Origin of the sequence: Frankia umida (assembly GCF_023242945.1) — a bacterium.
GTDB classification, from domain to species: Bacteria; Actinomycetota; Actinomycetes; order Frankiales; family Frankiaceae; genus Frankia; species Frankia umida.
Genome location: NZ_JALKFT010000001.1, coordinates 13,883 through 38,499 on the forward strand (window position 1 = coordinate 13,883; position 24,617 = coordinate 38,499).

Consider the following 24,617-nt stretch of genomic DNA (forward strand, 5'->3'; position numbering starts at 1 on the left):
GCCTGTGATCGCCGACTGCGAGAGGCTGGTCGTGTGCTGGACGAACAGGCCACCGCTCGCATCGACCTGGCCAAGCAGCGGCTACGTGCCCGCCTGCTGGCCCGGCGTCGGACCGCGCTCGCCGCGCTGACCGCCGGCGGCGCGGGCACCGGCGCGGGTGCGGGTGCGGGTGCGGGTGACGTAGGGGGGCTCGCGCCGCGCATCCTGGCGCTGCCCGAGGTCGCGCGGGCGACGTGCGTGGCCGCCTATGTGGGACTGCCGGGCGAACCGGAGCTGGGTGACCTGCTGGACCGGCTGCTGGCCGCCGGCACCCAGGTCCTCCTGCCCGCCCTGCGCACGGACCTTGACCTGGACTTCCGGACCTATCTCGGCACTCTCGTCCCAGGCGCGCTGGGCACCCGGGAACCGCCGTCGGCGGCACCGGTCGGTGATCTCGGCCTGGCCGGCGTCGTGATCGTGCCGGCGCTGGCCGTCGACCGCCGCGGCCGGCGGCTCGGCCGCGGCGGCGGCTCCTACGACCGGGCGCTCGTTCGGGTGGCCGCACAGGCCACGGTGATCGCCGTGGTGCACGATCAGGAGCTCCTGGATCATGTGCCCACCGCACCGCATGACCGTGGCGTCCACCTTGTGGTCACCCCGAGCCGTATCCTGCACTGCGGACCGGACGGCGTGACCGGGGAACATCCGGAGCCGTCCACAGGCTAAAGTTGGCAGTCGTCACTTCTGAGTGCCAACTCCGGGAGGAGTACGTGCCTACCTACCAGTACCGCTGCACCGACTGCGGCCGCGACCTCGAGGTTGTGCAGAGCTTCAGCGACGCGTCACTGACCGAGTGCCCGACCTGCGCCGGACGACTTCGGAAGGTGTTCGGTTCGGTGGGCGTGGTGTTCAAGGGCAGCGGTTTCTACAAGAACGACAGCCGTTCGAGTTCGTCCGGCGGGTCGGTCCAGCAACGCCCGAAGGACACCCCCGGCGAGTCGACCGGCGCCGGTTCCAGCTCCGACGCGGGCGGCTCCAGCGGCAGCGACACGTCCTCGTCGTCCTCGTCGGACTCGTCGTCGTCCTCGTCGACCGGTGTGACAGCGGGCAGCGGAGCGGGCAGTTCGTCGCCCTCGACCTCGAGTACCGCGGCGGCCTGAACAGCCGCGACCCCGGTTCGTCGCCGTGAAGGCGCCCCACCCCCGGCAGGGTGGGGCGCCTTCACGGCGTACGGGGACCTCACCGACCCCCGGGGACGTCACCCCGCCCGGGATGTTCGCCGTACCCAGAAGCTTCGCCGTACCCAGAGGCTTCGCCGTACCCCGGGGCTTCCCCATACCTGGAGCTTCGCCGTGTCCAGGGGCTTCGCCGTGTCCAGGGGCTTCGCCGTGTCCGGCGGCCGAACGCGGCTGATGGCCGCACCCGGCCAGTCGAGCCGCCCGCATCACCCGATCGGGCCAGCGCGCACCAAACAGACACGACTCGTGCCACAGGCACCGTCGGCGCTCGACGTCCGCCGGACGCCCCCTGCCGCCGGGCCGGCCGAGCAGCACTGATCATCACGGCACGTGGCACGCCCGGCCCGTCCGGGGTGTACCGCTTCCATTCCCCCGCGACCGGGAGAATGCACCAACCGACATGCTTCGTCCTGATCGCACGGTTTTTGCTGCATCGCCGAGATCGGCGCCGCGATCGGACGTGCCGGTCCGCCGGCGTGGGATCAGGCCATCCCGCCCACGCCGCCGCCACCAGGCAAAACGCCTACTGTTTGCGCCGCCGATAGTGCTCCACGATCCAGGCGTCTACCTCTCGCTTGCGCCAAACCCGAGTGCCTTTGGCACCACTACCGGTCGGTGCGTTGATGACCTGCAAGGGCGCCGGAAACCGAGCGTCCTTGCGAGTCCAGTAGTCCACCGCCTGGCGGGTGATCTTGAGTTGGAACGCGATGTCCCCGATGCCGACCAACTGCTCACCGTCGTCCACGGGGAACATCGTAACCACTTTGCTCTTCCCCAAGAACCTCGCTAGGGTCTAATTTGCTGGTCAGCAAATTAAGGAGGAGGAAACCATGCACCCCACAGCACGGCGCGCAGACGAGGTCGGAGCCCTGATAGATCGCGACGAGGAGTACGACGAGGAGCCCGTCGGAGATCCTCCGATCACGGTCGCGCGGTACCGCGCGGCTATCCGCGCGGCCCTGTCCGCCAGGCCACCGGAACCCGGAATCGTGGCCACTGCCTGGTCCCAGCGCGAGGCGGACGCCTATCTGGCCGGCAGCCGGGCGGCCCTGCGCCTCGTCATCGAGGTGCTCGGCCATGCCCTCACCACACCACCCCCCGCCCGCGAAGGGCACTGACCCCACCCGCCGAGCGGCCGACATTCCCGCGCCGATGCGCCCCGCGTGCCCTGTGCGCCCGCACGCCCTGCGCTCCCATGGCCCTGTGCGGCTCCCATGGCCCTGTGCGGCTCCCATGGCCCTGTGCGGCCCGCGCGCCTGCGTCGGAACGGCGGTGTGGTGCCGCTGCGGCGGTCAGCGCGGCGCTGGCGACCACGACCGGGCCCACGCAACCAGGCTCACAGGTATGCCCATTGCGCCGGTGCCTCACTGCCGACACGCTGGAACGAGGCTTGGCAGTAGTGGGTCGCGAGGCGCGGCAGACGGATACGAGGTTCTATCCGATCCGACGACACCGCCATCGTGACAGTGCGTCCACCGCACCGAAGGGGAGAGGAGAAGCATGACAACACCGCGTGACGACTGGTCCGACGACGACCGCGGCGACGATCGCGACATCGGATGGGGAGACGAGTCATTGTCCGAAGGCGAGGACTCCGACATCATCCGGCTACGTGACGATGTGCCCCCGCACCACGTCGACCGCTGACCCCCGATCCCGCACGTCAGCGCGGCGCGGTTAGAGCGAAATAGCGACCGGTGGCCTTCCCCGCCTACCCGTCAACTGATTGCACGTGCGGGCCGCGGCCAGGACTGAATCCGCTATCGAATTACGGTGGGTCCGCCGGCTACGGTCCACCGACCACTGACCATCGGATCGAGCGGGGAGAAGGGGTCCGTGGGGTCGGCCGGATTCATCGCCGCATGAATTCGGCTGGCCCCACGAATCAGCCGCGGTGGACCATCGCGAGCAGGCGGGCGAAGGCGGCCGGCGCCTCCAGATGGGCGGCGTGGCCACACCCTGGGATGACCCGAACGGGCAGTTCCAGTCGATCGTGGAGCACCGCGGCGGCGCGATGACGTACCGGCGGCGAGTCCGCGCCGACGGTGATGATGATGGGGATGGCCCGATCGGGCAGCGGTCCCGGTTCGAACTCGAGGAACATCGCCAGGTCCCGCTCGACGGCCCCCGGGTCGGACGGTGCGTCCGTCAGCTGCCAGGCGGGGCCGTACAGCGTCCGGGCGAGTGCGGGCACGCCGCCCGCGGCGTAGGCCGCGGCGACCGGCGCGAGCAGGCCCGGCAGCAGCGAGCCGACCGCCGGCTCGTGCAGCACCGCGCCGGCCAACGGCACCCCGGCCGCGAGCAGCGCCAGGCCCAGCGTCGCACCTCCACTGACCCCGCCGTAGACAGCGCCGTCCACCCAGGGCCGCAGTGCCGCCAGTTCGGCAGGCAGGCTGCCGCTGGACGGCCGGTCCGGCGCGCTGACCCGCCGTCCGGCGAGTTCCCGACGCACCCGTCCCCAGATCGCCCCGGTCGTCGCCGTCCCGTGCACCAGGACAACGGGCGGTGCCGCGACCTCACCCACCGACCCCGGGCATCCCGCGGAACTGTCATGCGCAGCCCGGGCGACACCGCCCGCCGTCGCGTCCGGCGCCATCTCGCTCCTCCATCCCGATGTCGCCCCCTCCGACATCCTGGCGAGCCCCGCCGGCGCCGACCGATCAACTGGCCGGTTAACGCGGTCGCAATAACAGTCGGAGTGAACGTAACAACTTCCCGGTTGATGAGAAACGCATTGGTCCTTTACCGTTCTCATCATGTACACGGTCCTGTATACAGGTCAGTATGCAGTGCTGCGGGAAAGGTCGCCACGATCGTCGTCGGGCGCCCTCGGGCAGACCCGACGTCGGCATCGGCGTCGGGCCGTCGCCGTCCGCAGGCGGTCGGCGCGTTCGGGTCGGCGATGGCGGATGCTCGGCGGTATGACTTCGACGTCCCCCACTGGTCCCCTGTCCACGGGCGCCACCGCAGCGGGGCCCATCGCTGCCCGGCCCGGGTCCGCGCGACCCGCCGCCGGCAACCTGCGCGACCATGCCTATGTCGCGCTGCGTAGTCAACTCATGTCCGGCGAGTTCTCCTTCCGGGACCGGCTTACCGAGGAGCGTCTCGCCGCGCTGCTCGGGGTGTCCCGTACGCCGGTGCGGGAGGCGCTGACCAGGCTGGCCAGCGACGGCCTGGTGGAGAAGCGGCCCGACGGCGGTTACTACCCGGCCGAACCCGACCTCGGCGGCCTGCGGGATCTGTACGAGATCCGGGTCACCCTGGAGCTGCGGGGGCTGCTGCGGGCCGTGGAGACCGGCACGGCCCATGATCCGGCTTTGCTCGAACCGTTGCGCGATTCCTGGCGGGCGCTGCGGGAAAGCCCGCCGGCCCCCGATCCCGACTTCGTCGCGCTCGACGAGGATTTCCACCTCACGCTGAGCCGCGCCTCCGGCAATGCGGAACTGGCGAACCTCCTGGACTCGGTGAACGCCCGGATTCGGCCGGTGCGGATGCATGACTTCGTGACCGCGGACCGCGTCCACCTGACGATCAGTCAGCACCTCGAGATCGTCGACCGGGTGCTCGCCGGTGATCTCGAGGGCAGCGTCGTCGCTTTGCGCCAGCACGTCGGCGAATCGATGGACGTCGTCGAGAAGCGCGCGGCCCAGGCGATCACCCAGATGGTGCTGCGCCGCAGCCGCCCGTCCGGGCGGCCCTGACCTCGAACCGTCCCCGTCAGAAAGGGCCACCTTCCTCATGACCCTCGCTCCCTCGGCCGCGACCACCGATGCCGATGCCGATGTCCTGGCCCAGCCGGGCCAGCCGGGCCAGCCGGGCCAGCCGGGCCAGCCGGGCCAGACGCGTCCGGCCGTCTCCGTCGGACCGGCGCTGCCGGAGCCCGGACGCCTCGCCGCGGCCGGGTCACTGCGGATCGGCCCGGTCGAGGCGGCGCCGTACGCCTGGCCCTATGACGGGTCCTTCAGCCCGGCGACCACCGCCGTGGTCAACATCGACTGGCAGGTCGACTTCTGCGGGCACGGTGGCTACGTGGACGCGATGGGCTACGACCTCGCCCTCACCCGTGCGGGCCTCGCGCCGACCGCCCGACTGCTGGCGTTGCTGCGGCCACTGGGCTTCCTCATCGTGCACACCCGGGAGGGGCATCGCCCGGACCTGGCCGACTGCCCGCCGAACAAGCTGTGGCGCTCGAAGCGGATCGGCGCCGGCATCGGTGATCGTGGCCCCCGCGGGCGCATCCTCACCCGCGGCGAACCCGGCTGGGAGATCGTCCCGGAGGTGGCGCCACTGCCCGGCGAGGTGGTGATCGACAAGCCCGGCAAGGGCTCGTTCCACGCGACCGACCTGGAGCTCGTCCTGCGCCGGCACGGCATCACCCACATCATCCTGACCGGCATCACGACGGACGTCTGCGTGCACACGACGATGCGCGACGCCAACGACCGCGGGTACGAGTGCCTGTTGCTGTCGGACTGCACCGGTGCCACCGACCCGGCCAACCACGCGGCGGCGCTGCACATGGTCACCATGCAGGGCGGCGTCTTCGGCGCGGTGGCGGACTCCACGGCGGTCGGTGCCGCCGTCGACGCCGCGACCCGCGCCGCGCAGCTGGCCGGCTGACCCGCACCGATCGATGACGACCGAGCTCATGACCGGCCCGCGTCCAGACGGCCTGGTACCGGTCCCCGACCTTCAGGCGACGGTCCTGCGGGACGGCTACCACCGCGGCACCCTGCGGGTCACCGAGGTGATCGCCGCGGTGTACGACCGGATCGAGGCCCGCGGCGACGACGCGGTGTGGATCTCGATGGTGCCGCGGCCGCAGGCGATGGCCCGCGCCGCGGCGCTCGACGCGATGCGCGATGCCCTGTTCGGGCCAGCGGGCGGTGGGCGGGCAGGCGCCGACTCGCGGTTGCCTGCCCTGTTCGGACTACCGTTCGCGGTCAAGGACAACATCGACGTCGCCGGGCTGGCGACGACGGCCGGCTGCCCCGGGTTCGCCCGCGAGCCGACCAGCGACGCCCCCGCCGTGGCCGCGCTGCTCGCCGCCGGCGCGGTCTGCCTGGGAAAGACCAATCTCGACCAGTTCGCGACTGGCCTGTCCGGGGCCCGCTCTCCCTATGGCACGCCGGTGTCTCCGTTCGACCCGGAGATGATCGCGGGCGGTTCCAGCTCCGGCTCCGGTGTCGCGGTGGCCGCCGGACTGGTGACCTTCGCGGTGGGGACCGACACGGCGGGGTCGGGCCGGGTGCCGGCGGCACTGACCAACGTCGTCGGCATCAAGCCGTCCCGTGGGCTGGTCAGCACCCGCGGTCTGGTGCCGGCGTGCCGCTCGCTGGACTGTCCGAGTGTCTTCGCGCTCAGCGTGGCGGACGCGCGGCTGGCCCTGTCGGTCATGGCCGGCTACGACCCGGCTGATCCGTACTCCCGCAGGCTGCCCGGCCTCGCCGGGCCCGGGTGGCCGACCGTGTCGAACTCCGGGCGGCGCCCGCGGGTGGCCATGGCCCGGCCGCGGGAACTGACCTTCTTCGGGGACGCGGGCGCCCGGGCCGTGCACGAGCACGGCCTGTCACTGCTGCGTGAGCTCGGCGTCGAACTCGTCCCGGTGGATCTCGAACCGTTTCTCGCCGCGGGCCGACTGCTCTACGAGGGGCCGTGGCTGGCCGAACGGTTCGCGTCCGTGGGCGAGTTCGTGCTGGCCCATCCGGACCAGGTGCACCCCACCGTCCGGGCCGTGATCGAGCCCGGCGCGGCGATCACCGGGGTCGAGGTCCATCGTGGCCTGACCAGGCTGCGCGTGTTGCGTCGGCAGGCGGAAGCCCTCTGGCAGGACGTGGACGCGCTGGTACTGCCCACCGTGCCCACCAGCTACCCGGTCGCCGCGGTGCTGGCCGACCCGATCGGGCTGAACAGCCGCCTGGGCCGGTACACGACCTTCGCGAACCTGCTCGACCTGGCCGCGGTCGCGGTCCCCGTCGGCTTTCATGGCGGGCTGCCGCACGGGGCGACCCTGCTGGCCCCCGCGGGCCAGGACGCGTTCCTCGCCGACCTCGCCGCCCGCCTGCACGCCTGCACCGGCCTGCCGACCGGCGCCACCGGTCATCCCCTGGCCGAAGCCACCGCGCCGGCCCCACCGACGCCACTGGTCCCACCGACGCCGCTGGTCCCGGCGGGGCCGGGACGGGATGTCGTCGATCTGGCGGTGGTGGGGGCGCATCTGAGTGGTCTGCCGCTCAACGGGGAGCTGACCCGGCTGGGAGCGGTCCTCGTCCGACGTGATCGGACGCTGCCGCGCTACCGCCTGTACGCGCTGGCCGGCGGGCCGCCGCGACGTCCGGGGCTGCTGCGTACGACGCGGGGCGGATCGGCCATCGAGGTGGAGGTCTGGCGGTTGTCCACGCAGGCCGCCGGCCGCTTCCTGCTCGGCGTCGGCTCGCCGTTGGCGATCGGAACCGTCGAGCTCGTCGGCGGACCCACCCTCGGCTTTCTGTGCGAGTCCGCGGCGGTCGAGGGCGCCGAGGACATCACCGACCTCGGCGGCTGGCGGCCGTACCTCGCCACCGCGAGTCCATCCCCGTCCACCGTGGACGTACCGTAGGGGGGTATGGATCAGTGGGGGGAGGGCACGGCGGATGCACGGCTACACCGATTCCAAGGACGAGTACACCGCCCGACTACGACGCATCGAAGGCCAGGTCCGAGGCCTACAACGGATGATCGCCGAGGACAAGTACTGCATCGACATCCTCACCCAGGTGTCGGCGGCGACCAGGGCGTTGCAGTCCGTCGCTCTCGGCCTGCTCGAGGACCATCTCGCGCACTGCGTGGCCCACGCGGCGGCCGAGGGCGGCCCGGTCGCCGACGAGAAGCTCCGCGAGGCCTCCGCCGCCATCGCCCGTCTGATCAGGTCCTGACCGGCCGCGGGCGCTGGCCCGTCCCGCGCGCCGGTGGTCCGGCGGGCCTGCCGCGTGGGGTGCTCCTCAGCGGGCGGTGTCGCCGCGGTCGCCCAGGGCTTCGACGAGGTTCGTCAGCGCGGGCAACGCCGTGACGATGGCCGCGCGGTCCTGCTCGCCGAGGCGGGCCAGCGCCGAGCCCAGCCGCCGCTCATGGGCCTGCTGCCAGCCGCCGAGTGCCTGCCTGCCAGCGGAGGTCAGCCGTAGCAGGGCCGCTCGCCGGTCCGCCGGGTCGCGCTCCCGGTGCAGGTAGCCGGCGTCGACAAGCTGCTGCACCAGGGTCGAGACGCTGTTCGGTGCCAACCGCAGCAGCACCGCGAGCTCCCCGACCCGGGTGCCGTCCCGCTCGGCCACGCACTGCAGCAGTTCGACCTGGGCCATCGGCAACGACTCCCAGGTGTACTCGGTGCGGATGCTGGCCCGCAGCACGCGACGCAGCCGCGTCACCACCTCGGTGAGCTGACGCACGTCCGGGGACTCGCCGCGCGGGTCGCTCATCGGGTCCGTGGTGCGCCGGTCGTGGCGGGCCCTCCGGGCCGATGGCACCGCGGTGCTGTGCAGCGCATCCTGACATCCATTCCGTGGCTGGTCCCCTGGATCAGCGAGGCTACTCGGCCGTCGGCGGACGTGACCGCCCGCTCGGGCCATCGTCACGGCGGCCGCCCTGAACCGACCGGATCATCCGGTGTCGGTATCCTGGCGAGGGTGACCGATGTCGCGACGGTGGATTCCACGGCGCCCGCCACGCGCATCTGGCTGGATGAACGCTCCTGGGTCGATGTCACGCGTGGCTGGCTGCGCGATGCCGACACGTTGTACGACCAGATGCGCACCGGCCTGCCCTGGCGGCAGGGCACCATGTGGCGCTACGAGCGCACGGTCACCGAACCCCGGTTGAGCACGTGGATTCCCCGCGGCGGGCCGGTGCCGTTCCCCGCGCTCACCGCGGCCTACCGGGCGCTGCGGCGCACCTACGGGGTCGAGTTCGACGGCTTCGGCCTGTCGCTGTACCGGGACGGCAACGACGCGGTCGCCCTGCACCGCGACCGGGAGATGCGCTGGCTCGATGACACGGTCATCGCCATCCTCACCCTCGGCGCACGTCGCCCGTTCCTGGTGAAGTCCCGTCATCTTCCCCCCGGCCGGCGGCTGCTCAACGACCCGCAGGACCCTGGCGGGCGGGATCTGGCGCCGGCCGGCGGCGACCTGATCGTGCTGGGTGGACGCGCGCAGGCGGACTGGCTGCACGGCGTGCCCCGGGTGCCGGGCCAGATCGGCGGGCGGATCTCGGTGCAGTGGCGGTGGACGTCACGGACCGGGCGCCCCGAGCAGGGCCCCGGCTACGGCGCCGCTCGTCACTTCAGCCGCTGACGTCCACCCGTCGCCGCGAGGTACGCCGGCCGACCAGCCCGAGGGCCGTCGTGATCGGACCTGCTCCACCGGATCGGCGCCGCGTCAGGAGCGCCACCACACCAGCCAGCCGCGGCCGCGGCCCGCTGGACACCGCGGGCACCTCCGGCCTCCCGGACGTCCCAGCTTCGCCGGCGGTCGCCTCCGAGCCGGCCGGTTGTCCCGCGTCCGCGACCTGCGCCGCGCCGCGCTGCGGCCCGGGCAGGGTGAGCAGGAGACCGGCGACCGCGGCCGATGCCACGGTCACCGCCGGCGCCGCCGTCACTCCGGTCACCGCCGCCACTCCCGTCACCGCCGTCACTCCGGTCACCGCCGTCACCACCGGCGCCGCGGTCGCTGCCAGCGCCAGCGCCGGCATGGGCGCCGGTACCGGTGCTGCCGCGGCCACGGCTGCCGCGGTGGCGCGGGCCGAGCTGGGGATCTTCGTCAGGATGACCGGCGTGGGCCGCTGCCCGGCGCGCTGGGTCGGCAGATCATCGAGGACGCTGTGGTCGATCGGCGCACGGTCCACCGAGGCGAGCTCGGTCTTCTGCGTCGGCTCGGTCAGGTCCGTCGCCGTGGGCTGGCGGGGCACCGTCGGCTCGAGCGGCACAAGCTCGGCGAGCTCACCGAACAGCTCGCCGGCGGTGGGCCGATGCCGGGGATCCTTGCCCATCGCGGCGCCGACCAGCTCACGCAACGTAGCCGGCAGGACGGACAGATCCGGCTCGGCGTAGACCACTCGCTGCAACATCGCACGCCGCGGGCCGCCGCCGAACGGCGCCTGACCGGTCGCCGCGTACAACACGACGCCACCCCAGGTGAAAACATCCGATGCGACTGTGGCGGCCCGGCCCAGAAGCTGCTCCGGACTCAGGAAGGAAAGGTTTCCCATGCCCCGACCGGCCTGACCGGGACGATCCGCTGAAAACGTGTTCAGAACACGAGCGAGACCGAAATCGACCAGTCGCAGGCCACGTCGGGAAAGCACCAGGTTGGTGGGTTTCAGATCCGTGAACGCAAGGTCGTGGCGGTGCAGGGTGGCCAGCGCGGCGGCCAGCCCGAGGGCCAGCCGGACGGTGTCGGCGGTGGCCAGCGGCCCCTCGTCCTCGATGCTCGCGGCCAGGGTCGGCGCGTCCACGTACTCCACCACGACGTAAGGCGTCTTCGCCATGATGTCCGCGCCCAGGACCGCGGCCAGGCAGAACGGGTTCAGCTGGCGCAGGCGTTCGATGTCGGCCGTCAGCCGCTGGCGGAACCAGGCATCCCGCGCGAGGTCCGTGGCGATCGTTTTGATCAGGACCGGACGACCATGGCTACGGCCGAGAAAGACCGTGCCGCTTCCGGTGTCCGAGATCCTACGGTCTATCTCGTACGGACCAAGGGTGGCCGGATCATTCACAGTGGATCCATAGGGAGCGCGCCTGGCCATTGCCATACGACGGAACCTCCTACGGCGGAAAAGGCGGCTGCACGGGGCACGGCTGCGGATCTGCCCGACAAATCCATGCTATCGGCGCTGACCGAAGCCGGACGGCGCAACCATTTGGTGCATGCTCCCCGCCGGCCGGCGATCCATCCCACCAGACCATCCGAAGTGGACGGTCAACAGTGACGTTCTGGGAGGTTCAGTCCGCGCCGTGTCGTCCGAGCTGACCGTACGTAGACGGATCTGGGCGGACAGACACCACAGGCGGGAACCGTCACCGCCGTGACCGGCCGCTCAGGTGTGACGGATTCCACCCGCCGAACGGACGGTCACCGCGACCGGCTCACCCGAACGGACCAGCCAGCCCACCCCCGCGCGGGGGCACCCGACGCGGCCGAGCCCACCGGGGCAGCGCCCATCGGGACGCGCCGGGTCAGCTGTTGGCGGAGCGGGCGAACGGCTGCAACCGGGCGACCAGCCCACGGACCTCGGCGCCGGCGGCCGCGAGCCGCTCCTCCTTGGTGGCGTCGCTGCTGGCCTCCAGCAGCACGTCGAGCGCGATCAGCCGCTCGGCGACCTCGGTCATCAGGTCGAAGTCCCGCACCCGCTGATGGGCGAGCTCCGACAGCCGCTCGTTCTTTTCGAACAGCTCGACGAAGACGCTGACCTTGGCACGCAGCAACCACGGATCGAAGGGCTTCGCGATGTAGTCGACCGCACCCACGGCGTACCCGCGAAAGGCGTGATGCGGTTCCCGGTCGATCGCCGTCAGAAAGATGATCGGCGTATCCCTGGTCCGACCCCGCTGCTTGATCCGATGCGCCGTCTCGAAACCATCCATTCCGGGCATCTGAACATCAAGCAGGATCACCGCGAAGTCATCGACGAGCAGCCGCTTGAGCGCCTCCTCGCCGGACGAGGCGGTCACCAGATCCTGGTCCAGCGAGGCGAGAATCGCCTCCAGCGCCATGAGATTGTCGGCACGGTCATCGACCAGCAGGATCTTGCTGCGGGGTCGCTCCGTGGTCGGCCCGCCTTCGCCCTCGACGAAACCGCCGGTCCGCTCGGTCACCCGCCTGCCTCCTCCTTCGCGGTCACCCTGCCGGCCGGCACGGTCGCCCTGCCGGCCCGTACTGGACGCGGCCACCACACCAGCATCGCCCACACCACCATCGCCGACTGCCCGGGTGGACGATGCACCGCCCCACCGATACACGCCCGAATGGGCACCATACGCGATCTGATCAACACAGATGCGCGCGCATCACCCCGAGGAGGTGTTCCAGGTCAACCGGCTTGGTGATGTAGTCCGACGCACCGGCGGTAATGCTCTTCTCGCGATCTCCGGGCATCGCCTTCGCGGTCAGGACGAGGATCGGAAGATCCGCGAACGCCGACATGTCACGGATCATCGACGTCGTCTCGTTGCCGTCCATCCCGGGAAGCATGACGTCCATCAGAACGAGATGCACCGGCCCGGTGTCCTGTTGCAGGGTGCGGATCGCGTCATGGCCGTTGTCGGCGTAGAGGACCCGCATCCCGTACATCTCCAGGGCACTTGTCAGCGCGAACACGTTGCGGACATCGTCGTCCACGACCAGCACCGTCGTGTCGATCAGCGGATCCGGCCCGTCGTGGGCGTCGGCCGGGGCCCGTCCGTCCACATCGGCGGGCTCGGTGAGGAACGGGATGCCCGTGTTCTCGGTCGCTCGCCAGCCGCTGCCCGGTTCCGCGGAACCGCCCGCGCTCATGCCCGAACCCCGCCCCGTCCCGCCGAGGCCGACCCCACCGGCGGAGCCCTTCATGACCCCACCAGCGCCCGATGAGGACCACACGGTGTGCACGCCGCTCGAGCCGCCCGCGGCACCCGACTCGCCGGCCGCACCACCCTGACCACCGGCGGCACCCGGGCTGGCCGGGCCGGGGGTGAGCCCGGTGCCGGCGGGAAGCTCCGGCATCGCCACAGCGGGGCGCTCGACCGTGGCCGGCGCCTCGCCGCCCCCGCCGGGTGAGGAGGCCGGCAGCAACTCGCCGATGGCCCGGCCCGGCCCGCTGTCGGCAGCTCCGACGATCATGAGGACATCGTCGGGCTCACCGGGTGTGACGCCGAACGCCGGCATCTGCGCCAACGGCGCCGACGGCAGGTACAGCGTGAACGTGCTGCCATGGCCGACGACGCTGGAGACCGCGATCGAACCGCCGAGCAGGCGGGCGATCTCCTTGGAGATGGACAGGCCGAGCCCGGTACCGCCGTAGCGGCGTGAGGTGGTGCCGTCGGCCTGCTGGAACGCCTCGAAGATCATGCGGAGCTTCTCGGCGGCGATCCCGATCCCGGTGTCGCTGACGGCGAACGACAGGACGGTGCCCGCCGAGCGCAGGTGGCTGGCCAGGTGCGGGGTGTCGGGACGGACGAGGGTGACGTCCAGACGCACCGTGCCGCTGTCGGTGAACTTCACCGAGTTCGACAGCAGGTTCTTGAGCACCTGCTGCAGACGCTGCTCGTCGGTGACGAACTCGTCCGGCACGTTGGCGGCCAGGCTGACCTCGAACGCCAGCCCCTTCTCGTCCGCGACCGGCCCGAAGACGGTGGCGACCGCGTCGCACAGCGCGCCGGTGCGCACCGTGGTGGCGTCCACGTCCATCTTGCCGGCCTCGACCTTCGACAGGTCGAGGATGTCGTTGATCAGGCCGAGCAGCTCCGAACCGGCGGAGTGGATCGTCTCGGCGAAGTCGATCTGCTTCTGGGAGAGGTTGCGGTCGGGGTTGTCGGCGAGCAGCTTGGCGAGGATCAGCAGGCTGTTGAGCGGGGTTCGCAGCTCGTGGCTCATGTTCGCCAGGAACTCGGTCTTGTACTGCGAGGACAGCGCGAGCTGCTCGGCCTTCTCCTCGAGGCCGATCCGGGCGAGCTCGATCTCGCGGTTCTTGTCCTCGAGCAGCGCCGCCTTCTCCTCCAGCTCGTTGTTGGTGCGCTGCAGCTCGACCGACTGCGAACGCAGCTCCTGGGTGAGCCGCTGGGACTGGGCGAGCAGCTCCTCGGTCCGCGCGTTCGCCATGATCGTGTTGAGCACGACGCCGATGGTGTCGACGAGCTGGTCGACCAGGATGAGATGCAGCTCGGAGAACGGTGTGAACGACGCCAGCTCGATCACACCGAGAACCTGGTTCTCGAACACCACCGGGACGACGACGAGGTCACACGGCGGCGCCTCACCGAGCCCGCTGCGGATGTTGAGGTAGCCGGCGGGTACGTGCTCGACCCGAATCCGGTTGCGTTCGAGCGCCGCCTGGCCGATCAGACCCTCGCCGAACAGGAACGTGCCGTCCGAGCGGCGGCGCGGCACCGAACCGTAGCCGGCGACGTAGCGCAGTTTGTCGCCTTCGATGAAGTCCAGCAGGTAGACGGTGCCATGCTGGGCGCCGACCGCGGGCGCCATCTCGCTTATGATCATCTGGCAGACCGCGTAGAGGTCGCGCTGGCCCTGCATCTTGCCGCCGATGCGGGCCAGGTTCGACTTCAGCCAGTCCTGCTGCTCGTTGACCTCGGTGGTCTCCCGCAGCCGGGCGATCATCCGGTTGATGTTGTCCTTGAGCTCGGCGACCTCACCCTCGGCCTCCACCGTGATGGACCGGGTCAGGTCACCGCGGGTGACGGCGGTGGACACGTCGCCGATGGCACGAAGCTGGATCGTCAGCGTCGTCGCCAACTGGTTGACGTTGTCGGTGAGGTCCTTCCAGGTGCCGGCGACCCCGGCGACGGTGGCCTGGCCGCCGAGTTTGCCCTCGACACCGACCTCCCAGCCGACCCGGGTGATCTCCGCGGCGAACGAGGAGAGCTGGTCGACCATCGTGTTGACGGTGTCCTTGAGCTCGGCGATCTCACCCTGCGCCGACACGGTGATCTTCTGCGACAGGTCGCCGCGGGCCACCGCCGTCGTCACCAGGGCGATGTTGCGGACCTGGCTGGTCAGGTTCCCGGCCATCGAGTTCACCGACTCGGTGAGATCCCGCCACACCCCGGACACCCCACGCACGTGCGCCTGCCCGCCGAGCGCCCCCTCCGTGCCGACCTCGCGGGCCACCCGGGTCACCTCGTCCGCGAACGACGACAGCTGGTCGACCATCGTGTTCAGGGTGTCCTTGAGTTCGAGGATCTCGCCCTGCGCGGTGACGGTGATCTTCTGCGACAGGTCGCCGCGGGCCACCGCCGTGGCCACCAGGGCGATGTTGCGGACCTGGCTGGTCAGGTTGCCCGCCATCGAGTTCACCGACTCGGTCAGGTCGCGCCACACCCCGGACACCCCACGCACGTGCGCCTGCCCGCCCAGGTTGCCCTCGGTGCCCACCTCCCAGGCCACCCGGGTCACCTCGTCCGCGAACGACGACAGCTGGTCGACCATCGTGTTCAGCGTGTGCGCGAGGCCGGCGACCTCACCGCGGGCGTCGACGGTGATCTGTCTGGTCAGGTCGCCACGGGCCACCGCCGCCGCCACCTCGGCGATGCTGCGCACCTGGGTGGTCAGATTGCCGGCCATCACGTTGACCGAATCGGTGAGGTCCCGCCAGACCCCGGAGACCCCCTTGACCTGGGCCTGGCCGCCGAGCTTGCCCTCGGTGCCGACCTCCTTGGCCATCCGGGTGACCTCGTCGGCGAACGCCGAGAGCTGGTCGACCATCGTGTTGACGGTCGACTTGAGCTCGTGGATCTCACCCCGCGCGTCCACGGTGATCTTCTGGGACAGGTCGCCCTGGGCCACCGCCGTGGTCACCTGGGCGATGTTGCGGACCTGGCTGGTCAGGTTGCCCGCCATCGAGTTCACCGACTCGGTCAGGTCCGCCCAGACCCCGGAGACCCCCTTGACCTTCGCCTGCCCGCCCAGGTTGCCCTCGGTGCCCACCTCGCGGGCCACCCGGGTCACCTCGTCCGCGAACGAGGACAGCTGGTCCACCATGGTGTTCACGGTGGTACCGATCCGCAGGAACTCGCCGCGCACCGGCTGGCCGGCGATCTCCAGCGCCATATGCTGGGACAGGTCGCCCTCGGCCACCGCGGCGATGACCCGGGCGACCTCGTGCGTCGGCCGGGCCAGGTCGTCGATGAGGGAGTTGACCGCCTGCGTCATGTCCGACCAGCCACCCGGGCTGCCCAGATCCTCCATCCGCAGGGTGAGCCGCCCGTCCCGGCGGATGACCTTGCTGACCCGGGCCAGTTCGCGCGCGTGGCGCTCCTGCAGCGCCGCCAGTTCGTCGAACCGTCGCAGCACCTCACCCGCCACACCACCCTGGGCCGCACCCGGCACCGAGAGCCGGGTGGAGAAGTCGCCCTCGCCCAGCCTGGTCAGCCCGACCAGCAGATCGGCGATCAGATCGTCCGACGACGGCCGGGCCACCCCGACATCCCCACCGACCTGGGGTGCATGCGGGTCGTGTGGTGCATGGGGGACGATGGTCGCGGTAACGTCGCGGCCGGACGAGACAGCAGCGGACGAGACAGCACCGGACGAGACAGCAGCGGCACCAACGAACAAGGCGTCGGCGCTCGACACGGCAGGATCGGCACTGGGGGCGGGCGCATCGGCGGGCACAGCAGAGTCGCGGCGGGCCGGGGACTGGTGGTCGTCAGTGGCACTCATCGGTCTCCTAGCTGAGCTCGGTCGGCACGATCGTCTCGGACGACAGGCCGGGCGGAGCTGCCCGGGCCAGGGGGCGATCTCCATGGGGCACCGACGTGGCGGACGTCGGTGGACAGGTGACACCAGCCGCCAGTATCCGCCCCACGACGGACAACGCAGGAGAGACTAAGCGACATGACTGGCGCAGGAGGGGGTCCGGCCACATCGACGCATGCCATCACGCTGCCGCCCACGCCCGACTCCCCTCGGTCCGCGCGACGGTTCGTACTCGAAACCCTACGCGGACGTCTCGACGATGATCTGCTGGATTCCGCACTACTGCTCGTGACGGAACTGGTCACCAACGTCGTGGTGCACGCGGGCACCGCCGCCACCGTCGACGTGCGCCCACAGGGCCCCGGCGTGCGCATCGGCGTCGCGGACCGCCATCCCGTGCGCATCGGGATGTCCCGGGTCAAGAAGGTCGAGGTGCCCCGGCCGCCGTCCGCGTTCGCCGAGGAGGCCGACTTCGGCATCGACGGGCTCCGCGAGGACGGCCGTGGCCTCGCCCTCGTGGACGCGTTGGCCACCAGCTGGGGTACCGAGCACGGCCGCGGCGGCAAGACCGTCTGGTTCCTGCTCGCACCCCCCGACGTCCCCTCCGAGACCATCTCCGCCGAGACCATCTCCGCCGACCTGACGGACGAGAATGCCGACCCCGGCGGTGACGGCACCGAGGTGGCCGTCGTGGTGCCGGCGCAGGCCCGGCCGCCACGGCTGATCGCCCGCGACACCGCCCGCGCGCTCACCGCCGAAGGTGAGGTGAACGAACTGCTGGCGCAGCTCGTCGACGCGCTCGCGGTCAACGCCGGTGAGGTCCGCCGGCCCGGGCGCGACGGTGGACGGGTCGAGGTCGTGGCGACCCTCGGTGCCCTCGGCGAGGACATCGACGCCCTCGCCTTCCCCCTCGACCCCACCCAGGGCAGCCTCGGTGAACTGCTGCTGTGGCCGGAGTCGACGGCGGGCCTGACCCACGGTGACGTCGAACGGGTGCGGTTGGCCACCCGCTGGATGGCCCTGGCCCTCGGCGGTGGCGACATGCGCCGAGCCGAGGAACGTCGCATCGGCATGCTGTCGTTTCTCGCCGAGGCGTCCGACCTGCTCGCCGGCAGCCTCGACATCGGCCACTCGATGGCGCTGCTGGCACGGCTGCCCGTCCCACGCCTCGCCCAGTGGTGCACCGTCTACCTGCATCGGGAGAACGCCGATCCGACGCTGTGGCAGGCCACCCACGCCGAGGAGAGCATGGAGAGCGCGCTCGCCGACGCGGCCGCGGACCCGACCGGCCCGCTGATGGCCGCGGTGCGCGGCGCCAGCGGAGACCGGGCCCGTTCCCTGGCCGCGTTCGGCGGTCCGGCACTCGTCATGGTGCTGCGGGCCCGCCGTCGGGTACTCGGTGTGCTGGCCCTGGGCCGTCCCGAAGGCAACGCGTTCGCCGCCGACGAGATCGACCTGCTCGCCGACCTCGCCCGCCGGGCCGCGTTCGCCATCGACAACGCCCGGCTCTACAGCCGGCAGGTGGAACTCGCCGGCACCTTGCAGGCCGGCCTGCGTCCGCCCGAGCTGCCCGAGATCACCGGCCTCGACCTCGGCTCCGCCTACGGCGCCGCGCAGTCCGCCGGCCTCGACGTCGGCGGTGACTTCTTCGACCTGCTGTGGGGCCCGCTCGGTTGGACGATCGCGATCGGTGACGTCTGCGGCAAGGGCGCCGAGGCCGCCACCGTCACCGGGGTGGCCCGCGCCGTGCTGCGGCTGCTCACCGGTCGCGGCACCGACCTCGGTGAGGTCCTGCTCGAACTGAACCGGACGCTGCGTGACGCCGCCGCGGCCCACCCGAACGGTCAGGGGCGCTTCTGCACCCTGGCCGCGGCCTCCGTGCTCGGCCCCGTGCTGTCCGAACCGGACCCGTCCGCGAGCGGCACCGGGGCGGCGGGCGTGCGGCTACGACTCTTCCTCGCCGGGCACCCGCAGCCGGTCGTGCTGCGCGCCGACGGGCAGGCCGTGCTCGTCGGCCGACCCGGGACACTGCTGGGCGTGCTCGACGACGACGAGGTGGCCTTCCCCGCCATCGATGTCACGCTGCGCCCCGGCGAGGCGTTGATCTTCTACACCGACGGTGTCATCGAGGCCCGGGCCGGCAACGAACTGCTCGGTGAGGACCGGTTGCTGGCCGCCGTCGGCGACTGCGCCGGACTGTCCGCGCAGGGCATCGCCGACCGGGTCCGCACCGCCGCCGAACGCTTCGCCGGTGGCAACCTGCGCGACGACGTCGCGATCCTCGTCGCCCGCGTGCCCGAGTAATCCCCCGGTGGCGATCCCCCGGTGCCCGACATCCGCCCAGGTCAGCAGGCCCGAACCGAGTTGGATGCCCGCCTGGCATCGGGTTAATCGGCGCGATCCGGATACCGACGCTTCAATCCGGCCCCGGCGGGTACACCACATCTCGATGTCCTCGTTGTTCAGGCTTGGTGGTCGATGAGCGCGTCTTCGGTTCCGATGGACGTGGTGCGGCAGGCGACGACGCGATGCCCGCCCGCAACCCATATTCTCGCCGAACTGCCGTACCTTCCCTCGGCCGTTCCGCAGGCCCGGCATGTCCTGCGGGAGGGCATGCGGCTGGCCTCCATCCCGGAGGACGTCCGCAGCACCGCTGAGCTGCTCGTGAGCGAGCTGGTGACCAACGCCGTCAAGTACGGCGAGCCACCGCTGTGGCTGTTCATCGAGATGCGGCCCGGTCTCATCCACGCCTCGGTGTCGGACACGTCCACCGTGCTGCCGCAGCGCCGCACCGCCGACGCCGACGCCGAGGGCGGCCGTGGCCTGCTCGTCCTCGACGCCCTGGCCGGCAGCTGGGGAACCGTGGCCGCGGAGTCCGGCAAGTACCTCTGGTTCGACCTGCCGGTGCCCCCGCTCACCCCCGACGCGAGCACCACCGACTCGACGACCGCAGGCTCGACCACCCCCGGCTCGACCGCGCGGGCCCAGGGTTCGTCCGACCGATCCGACCCGCCGGCCACCCCGCCCCAGGGCACCACCGCACCGGATGACACCACCTCCCGGGACGACCACACCTCCCGGGACAACACCGGCTCGCTGCCTGACCAGGTGGTGCCGCCCGCGACTCCGCCGAGGTCGGCGCCCGCGCCGGGCGCCACCGAGCATCCCCTCGGCGGCGCGCGCCCCGGTGGCGCGCCGCCCGTCTCCGCCGCCGGGAGTCCGGCCGCCGCGGGCACGATCGCGGCGCCCAGCCGACCACCCGCGTCCTTCTCGTCGTCCCACTCGACCCTGTTCACCATGGGTCGGCTGAGCGACCCGGCCCGGTCGCTGACCGCGCGGCCCCACCCCACCTCCGATCCCCGCGGCGCCCAGACCCGCCCCGGTCGGGAGTCCCGGCTGGCCCGCGACGCCCAGGCGGGCCACGGCGGCCGGGACAACCGAGACGTCCGGGACGTCCGGGACGGCCGGGATGAGACGACCGAGGCCGATCCGACGATCGTCACCCGGCTGCTCTGAGATCCGCCGCGGCGCCGGCCGAGCGCGCATGTCCGCCAGCGGGCCGCGCCCGACGCGGCGGCCAGCCCACCTGACGATCATTCGCCCGACCTGACGATCGCGGGCTACGGCGGTCATCCGGCCGGCGCTCGAAGGACCATCGGTGCGCGGCGCGCGGCAAACCGCGCCTTTGGCCTGCGGGTATACTTGCGCTCCAGGTTGGAAGTCGCGAGATCCGGTGGGATTTATAGCCAGCAGAAAGCCATGTCAGCGGAATTATAACTGTCGACCAATCACCTCAACAACGGCTGGACGTGCGGGTCGGTGCGGCCGACTCCCCCGACAAGGACTGTTACATGGCGCAGAACGACACCACCGACGTCTTCGAACCGTCCGTGGACAACGAGGCCACGCTCAAGCTCTGGCAGGATCGGCACTCCTTCGAGGTGGCCGACCTTCTGCCCGCGGACGACGACAAGCGGCGGCGTTATGTCGTGAGCATGTTCCCCTATCCTTCCGGGGACCTGCACATGGGCCACGCCGAGGTGTACAGCATCAGCGACGCGATCGCCCGGTTCGAGCGTCTGCGCGGCGGCGCCGTTGTCCATCCCATCGGCTGGGACTCGTTCGGCCTTCCCGCGGAGAACGCGGCGCTGCGCCGCAACCTGGATCCGGCCGAGTGGACGTACCAGAACATCGAGGTGCAGGCGGAGTCGTTCAAGCGGCTCGGCATTTCCTTCGACTGGCGCACCCGGCTGCACACCTCCGACCCCGAGTACTACCGCTGGAACCAGTGGATTTTCCTGCGGATGTTCGAGAAGGGCCTCGCCTATCGCAAGGCGGCCCCGGTGAACTGGTGCCCGACGGACAAGACCGTGCTCGCCAACGAGCAGGTCATCCAGGGTAAATGTGAGCGGTGCGGTACCGAGGTCATCAAGCGGAAACTCACCCAGTGGTTCTTCCGCATCTCCGACTACGCCCAGCGCCTGTTGGACGACATGGCCCAGCTCGCCGGCAACTGGCCGGACGACGTCCTGGCGATGCAGCGGAACTGGATCGGCCGTTCGGTCGGCGCCCACATCGACTTCGCCGTCGACGGCCGCGCCGAGCCCGTCCGGGTCTTCAGCACACGTCCTGACACGTTGTACGGGGCGACGTTCTTCGTCGTGGCCGCGGACTCACCGCTGGCCGACGAGCTGTGCGCGCCGGAGCAGGCCGCCACGCTCGCCGACTACCAGGCACGCACCCGCGCCACACCGGAGCTGGAGCGGCTGGCCACAGACCGGCCGATGACCGGTGTCTCCCTCGGCCGGACGGCCCGCAACCCGCTGACCGGCGACGCGGTGCCGATCTACGCGTCCGACTACGTGCTGGCCGAGTACGGCACCGGCGCCGTGATGGCGGTACCCGCGCACGACCAGCGTGACCTCAACTTCGCGCGGACGCTCGGGCTGCCCGTGCGGGTCGTCGTCGCCACCGACGAGCCGGACCCGGCCACGACCGGCGTCGCGACCTCGGGCGATGGTCGGCTGGTGAACTCCGGTCCGCTGGACGGGCTGACCGTGCCGGCGGCGAAGGCCGCGGTCATCGCGGATCTCGAGGCCCGCGGCGCGGGCACCGCCGCGGTGACGTTCCGCGTGCGCGACTGGCTCATCTCCCGGCAGCGTTACTGGGGCACCCCCATTCCGATCATTCACTGCGAATCCTGCGGTGAGGTTCCGGTGCCCGATGACCAGCTGCCGGTCCGGCTGCCGACCACCGGCTATGAGCTGCGTTCCCAGGACGGCAGTTCGCCGTTGCAGTCCGCGACGCAGTGGCTGAAGGTCACCTGCCCCACCTGTGGCGCGCCGGCCACGCGGGACACCGACACGATGGACACGTTCGTCGACTCGTCCTGGTATTTCCTGCGTTTCCCGAACCCGACCTACACCGACGGCCCGTTCGACCCGGCCGGGGTCCGCGCCTGGCTGCCGGTGGACGAGTACGTCGGCGGCAAGGAACATGCCACCGGCCATCTCTTCTACGCCCGTTTCATGACCAAGGTGCTGCACGACCTGGGTTATCTGCCGTTCACCGAGCCGTTCACCCGCCTGACCAACCAGGGTCAGGTCATCATGAACGGCAAGGCGATGAGCAAGAGTCTGGGGAACCTGGTCAACCTGCAGGACCAGCTCGCCCAGTACGGGCCGGACGCGGTCCGGATCACCATGCTGTTCGCGAGCCCCCCCGAGGAGGACATCGACTGGGCCGATGTGTCCCCGGGCGGCTCCACCAAATGGCTCAACCGGGTGCTGCGGCTCGTGCACGACATAGGTAAGCCCACCACGGATGGTTCCGCCCCGGAAGCTGCCGCGGGCGGCGGGGCGGACACCGGTGATCCGGCGGTCCGCAAGCAGGTGCATGCGCTGATCGCCGCGGTGACGCAGGCGATGGAGGGCAAGCGGATCAACGTGGCGATCGCCCGGCTGATGGAACTGACGACGGCGGTGAAGAAGGCCCACGACGCACGTGCGACCCCGGATGCCGCCGTGCGCGAGGGAGCGTCCTCGCTCGTGCGGATGCTGTCCGTCGTCGCGCCGTTCACCGCCGAGGAGGCCTGGTCGCTGCTGGGGAACCAGCCGTCGGTCACCGACGCCGGCTGGCCCTCGTTCGATCCGACGCTGCTCGTCGAGGAGACCGTGACCTGTGTCATTCAGGTCAACGGAAAGGTCCGGGACCGGATCGAGGTGCCGACGGCGGTGACCGAGGACGAACTGCGTGACCTCGCCCTCGACGCGCCGAAGATCCGCGGGCTGCTGGCCGGCGCCGAGGTCCGCAAGATGATCATTCGGGTGCCGCGGGTCGTGAACCTGGTGCTCTGATCGCCGTGTCCCCGCCCGGGTCGTCCCCGCTCGTCTCGTCCGCCGGTGCGAGCGCGAGGACGACCCGGCGGGGTCGGGCATGCCCCAGGAACTCGGTGAGGGCGAACTCGTATCCGTAGGCGCCGGCCATCGGGAAGACGACGACGTCACCGGGACGCACCGAGTCGACCGTGATGTCGCGGGCCAGCGTGTCCTCCGGGGTGCACAGCTCCCCGACCACGGTCACCGCACGCGGCGCCGACGGCACCGGCGCCGCCGCGGTGCCGCCGCGGCGCACCACGGCGAAGTTGTGCACGATCTCCCAGGAGATCGGCAGCGCGAAGTGGTGGATGCCACCGCGCAGCACGACGAAGTCGGTGCCGTAGGAGTGCTTCACATCGATCACCTCGGCGGTGTACCAGCCGCAGTCGGCGACGAGCAGCCGGCCCGGCTCGAAGATCACACGCACGTCGGCGGGGATCCTCAGGCGGTCCAGCCCCTCCCCGAACCGGGCCAGGGCGAAGGGGCGTTCGTCCCGGCGATCGGGCTCGAACGGCACCCCGAAGCCACCCCCCACGTCGACCACACGCAGCTCCATCCGGGCGGTCCGGGCCGTGCGGATGGCGAAGTCGAGGCACCAGCGGACATAGTCCAGGTGGGCCAGCGCATCGAGGTTCGCGGCCACCGCGTGGACGTGGAAGCCGGCCACGTCCAGATGGGGCAGGCGCCCCGCCAGTTCGAGCACGGCGGGCACCTCCGGTTCCGGGATGCCGAACGCGCTCGGCCGTCCGCCCATCCGCAGCGACCCGGTGAGGTGCACCTGCCGGGGATTGACCCGCAGCGCCACCGTGACCCGCCGGCCGAGGCGGGCCGCGAGGTCCTCCAGCCGGCGCAGCTCACCCGCGCTCTCCACGTTGATCACGGCGTCCACGTGCTGGGCCGCATCCGGTAGCTCGGCCAGCGCGGTCAGCAGGGCGGCCGACTTGGCCGGGCCCGAACTGACCAGTCGCCGCCGGCTGGAGGCCACCCCGGGTCGCCTCGATCCCACCCGGTCGACGGCCGCACGCTCAGCGGCCGCCCGGTCGAAGGCCGCCAGGGCGTGGCGCACCTCGCTGGTCGACGAGACCTCGAAACCGTGGATTCCCAGGCCCGGCTGACCCGACGTGGCCGGTTCGGCCCGCCGCGGGCCGGCCAGCAGGGCGTCGAGAACCGGCGGAAATCCGTTCGCCTTGATCGCGTAGCAGATCTCGGCCCAGTCCGGCAGGCACTCCCGCAGGGCCGCGGCATTACCGGCCGCGACCGCCGGATCATACAGATAGGCACTGCTGGCAGCCGTGCCGGCCCGGCCCTGGCGCACCGCGTCCAGCACCGTGCTGGGCAGGCTGTGCGCCGCCAGGGCGGGCAGTCCGGCGGCCGACGGCGGCAGTTCCATCCGTGCGCTCCTCTCCGCGGCTCGGGACCGTGTCCGGTGGGCTTCGCGTCGCACGACAACCGATGGGTCCCGGGTCTGGGCCGCAGCTTGCCCCCTGCGGACCATCCATCGGGGCGATACGCTGAAACAGCGCGCGAACGAACATCGCTTCCCGCCAATCCGCACGGATTGGTCACCGCGGGCACCCGGAGTGGTC

19 protein-coding genes are annotated in these 24,617 nt (G+C 71.3%); 12 read left to right on the forward strand and 7 right to left on the reverse strand.

What is annotated here, in order from left to right:
• Positions 1-33 precede the first annotated feature (33 nt).
• On the forward strand, positions 34-705 hold the full coding sequence (locus MXD59_RS00070; protein ID WP_248822890.1) for a 5-formyltetrahydrofolate cyclo-ligase: 672 nt from the start codon (positions 34-36) through the stop codon (positions 703-705).
• A gap of 44 nt (positions 706-749) precedes the next feature.
• Positions 750-1,139 (forward strand): FmdB family zinc ribbon protein, encoded by a 390-nt coding sequence (locus MXD59_RS00075; protein WP_248822893.1) that lies wholly within the window; start codon positions 750-752, stop codon positions 1,137-1,139.
• Between the two features lie 601 nt (positions 1,140-1,740).
• Here the strand turns inward: MXD59_RS00075 and MXD59_RS00080 are convergent.
• Positions 1,741-1,971, reverse strand: a complete 231-nt coding sequence (locus MXD59_RS00080) for a hypothetical protein (RefSeq protein ID WP_248822895.1) — start codon at positions 1,969-1,971, stop codon at positions 1,741-1,743.
• Between the two features lie 76 nt (positions 1,972-2,047).
• Between MXD59_RS00080 and MXD59_RS00085 the strand changes: the two genes are divergently transcribed.
• On the forward strand, positions 2,048-2,335 hold the full coding sequence (locus MXD59_RS00085; protein ID WP_163548924.1) for a hypothetical protein: 288 nt from the start codon (positions 2,048-2,050) through the stop codon (positions 2,333-2,335).
• 382 nt (positions 2,336-2,717) lie between these two features.
• A complete protein-coding gene (locus MXD59_RS00090; RefSeq protein ID WP_175084859.1) occupies positions 2,718-2,864 on the forward strand; it encodes a hypothetical protein in 147 nt (48 codons plus the stop codon).
• A 238-nt stretch (positions 2,865-3,102) separates the two neighbouring features.
• Here the strand turns inward: MXD59_RS00090 and MXD59_RS00095 are convergent, their stop codons facing one another.
• Positions 3,103-3,813 (reverse strand): alpha/beta fold hydrolase, encoded by a 711-nt coding sequence (locus tag MXD59_RS00095; protein WP_248822897.1) that lies wholly within the window; start codon positions 3,811-3,813, stop codon positions 3,103-3,105.
• Positions 3,814-4,138: 325 nt separating this feature from the next.
• Here MXD59_RS00095 and MXD59_RS00100 point away from each other — a divergent pair, with 325 nt between their 5' ends.
• Genes MXD59_RS00100 through MXD59_RS00115 form a run of 4 tightly spaced genes read left to right on the forward strand, consistent with a single transcriptional unit; the run spans position 4,139 to position 8,131 of the window.
• Positions 4,139-4,918 (forward strand): GntR family transcriptional regulator, encoded by a 780-nt coding sequence (locus MXD59_RS00100; RefSeq protein WP_248822899.1) that lies wholly within the window; start codon positions 4,139-4,141, stop codon positions 4,916-4,918.
• A 37-nt stretch (positions 4,919-4,955) separates the two neighbouring features.
• A complete protein-coding gene (biuH, locus tag MXD59_RS00105; protein WP_308301605.1) occupies positions 4,956-5,837 on the forward strand; it encodes a biuret amidohydrolase in 882 nt (293 codons plus the stop codon).
• Positions 5,838-5,850: 13 nt separating this feature from the next.
• On the forward strand, positions 5,851-7,815 hold the full coding sequence (gene atzF, locus MXD59_RS00110; RefSeq protein ID WP_248822901.1) for an allophanate hydrolase: 1,965 nt from the start codon (positions 5,851-5,853) through the stop codon (positions 7,813-7,815).
• Positions 7,816-7,849: 34 nt separating this feature from the next.
• Positions 7,850-8,131 carry a metal-sensitive transcriptional regulator gene (locus MXD59_RS00115; RefSeq protein WP_163547498.1) on the forward strand — a complete coding sequence of 94 codons (282 nt, stop codon included), beginning with the start codon at positions 7,850-7,852 and terminating at the stop codon, positions 8,129-8,131.
• 66 nt (positions 8,132-8,197) lie between these two features.
• On the opposite strand, the gene MXD59_RS00120 is transcribed toward MXD59_RS00115, so the two are convergent.
• Complete coding sequence (locus MXD59_RS00120) at positions 8,198-8,668, reverse strand: MarR family winged helix-turn-helix transcriptional regulator (protein ID WP_248822904.1); 471 nt, start codon at positions 8,666-8,668, stop codon at positions 8,198-8,200.
• A 99-nt stretch (positions 8,669-8,767) separates the two neighbouring features.
• Here MXD59_RS00120 and MXD59_RS00125 point away from each other — a divergent pair, with 99 nt between their 5' ends.
• Positions 8,768-9,541 carry an alpha-ketoglutarate-dependent dioxygenase AlkB gene (locus MXD59_RS00125; protein WP_372511858.1) on the forward strand — a complete coding sequence of 258 codons (774 nt, stop codon included), beginning with the start codon at positions 8,768-8,770 and terminating at the stop codon, positions 9,539-9,541.
• Here MXD59_RS00125 and MXD59_RS00130 read toward each other — a convergent pair.
• From MXD59_RS00130 to MXD59_RS00140, 3 genes are all read right to left on the reverse strand, one after another.
• Positions 9,531-10,961, reverse strand: a complete 1,431-nt coding sequence (locus tag MXD59_RS00130; protein WP_248822906.1) for a serine/threonine protein kinase — start codon at positions 10,959-10,961, stop codon at positions 9,531-9,533. The genes MXD59_RS00125 and MXD59_RS00130 overlap by 11 nt on opposite strands.
• A gap of 460 nt (positions 10,962-11,421) precedes the next feature.
• Complete coding sequence (locus MXD59_RS00135) at positions 11,422-12,060, reverse strand: response regulator (protein ID WP_248811414.1); 639 nt, start codon at positions 12,058-12,060, stop codon at positions 11,422-11,424.
• Between the two features lie 172 nt (positions 12,061-12,232).
• The gene (locus MXD59_RS00140; protein WP_248822909.1) at positions 12,233-16,618 is read right to left on the reverse strand and encodes a hybrid sensor histidine kinase/response regulator; all 4,386 of its coding nucleotides are present in this window, start codon (positions 16,616-16,618) and stop codon (positions 12,233-12,235) included.
• A gap of 174 nt (positions 16,619-16,792) precedes the next feature.
• On the opposite strand from MXD59_RS00140, the gene MXD59_RS00145 reads away from it, so the two are divergent.
• The 3 genes from MXD59_RS00145 to leuS all read left to right on the forward strand — a co-directional run bounded on the left by MXD59_RS00145 (position 16,793) and on the right by leuS (position 23,010).
• Entirely contained in the window at positions 16,793-18,958 is a 2,166-nt protein-coding gene (locus MXD59_RS00145; protein ID WP_248822911.1) for a SpoIIE family protein phosphatase, read from the forward strand.
• 174 nt (positions 18,959-19,132) lie between these two features.
• The gene (locus tag MXD59_RS00150; RefSeq protein WP_248822914.1) at positions 19,133-20,170 is read left to right on the forward strand and encodes an ATP-binding protein; all 1,038 of its coding nucleotides are present in this window, start codon (positions 19,133-19,135) and stop codon (positions 20,168-20,170) included.
• 293 nt (positions 20,171-20,463) lie between these two features.
• On the forward strand, positions 20,464-23,010 hold the full coding sequence (gene leuS, locus MXD59_RS00155) for a leucine--tRNA ligase (RefSeq protein WP_248822916.1): 2,547 nt from the start codon (positions 20,464-20,466) through the stop codon (positions 23,008-23,010).
• On the opposite strand, the gene MXD59_RS00160 is transcribed toward leuS, so the two are convergent.
• A complete protein-coding gene (locus MXD59_RS00160) occupies positions 22,973-24,421 on the reverse strand; it encodes a type III PLP-dependent enzyme domain-containing protein (protein WP_248822919.1) in 1,449 nt (482 codons plus the stop codon). The two genes, leuS and MXD59_RS00160, sit on opposite strands and share 38 nt — an antisense overlap.
• Between the last annotated feature and the right edge of the window lie 196 nt (positions 24,422-24,617).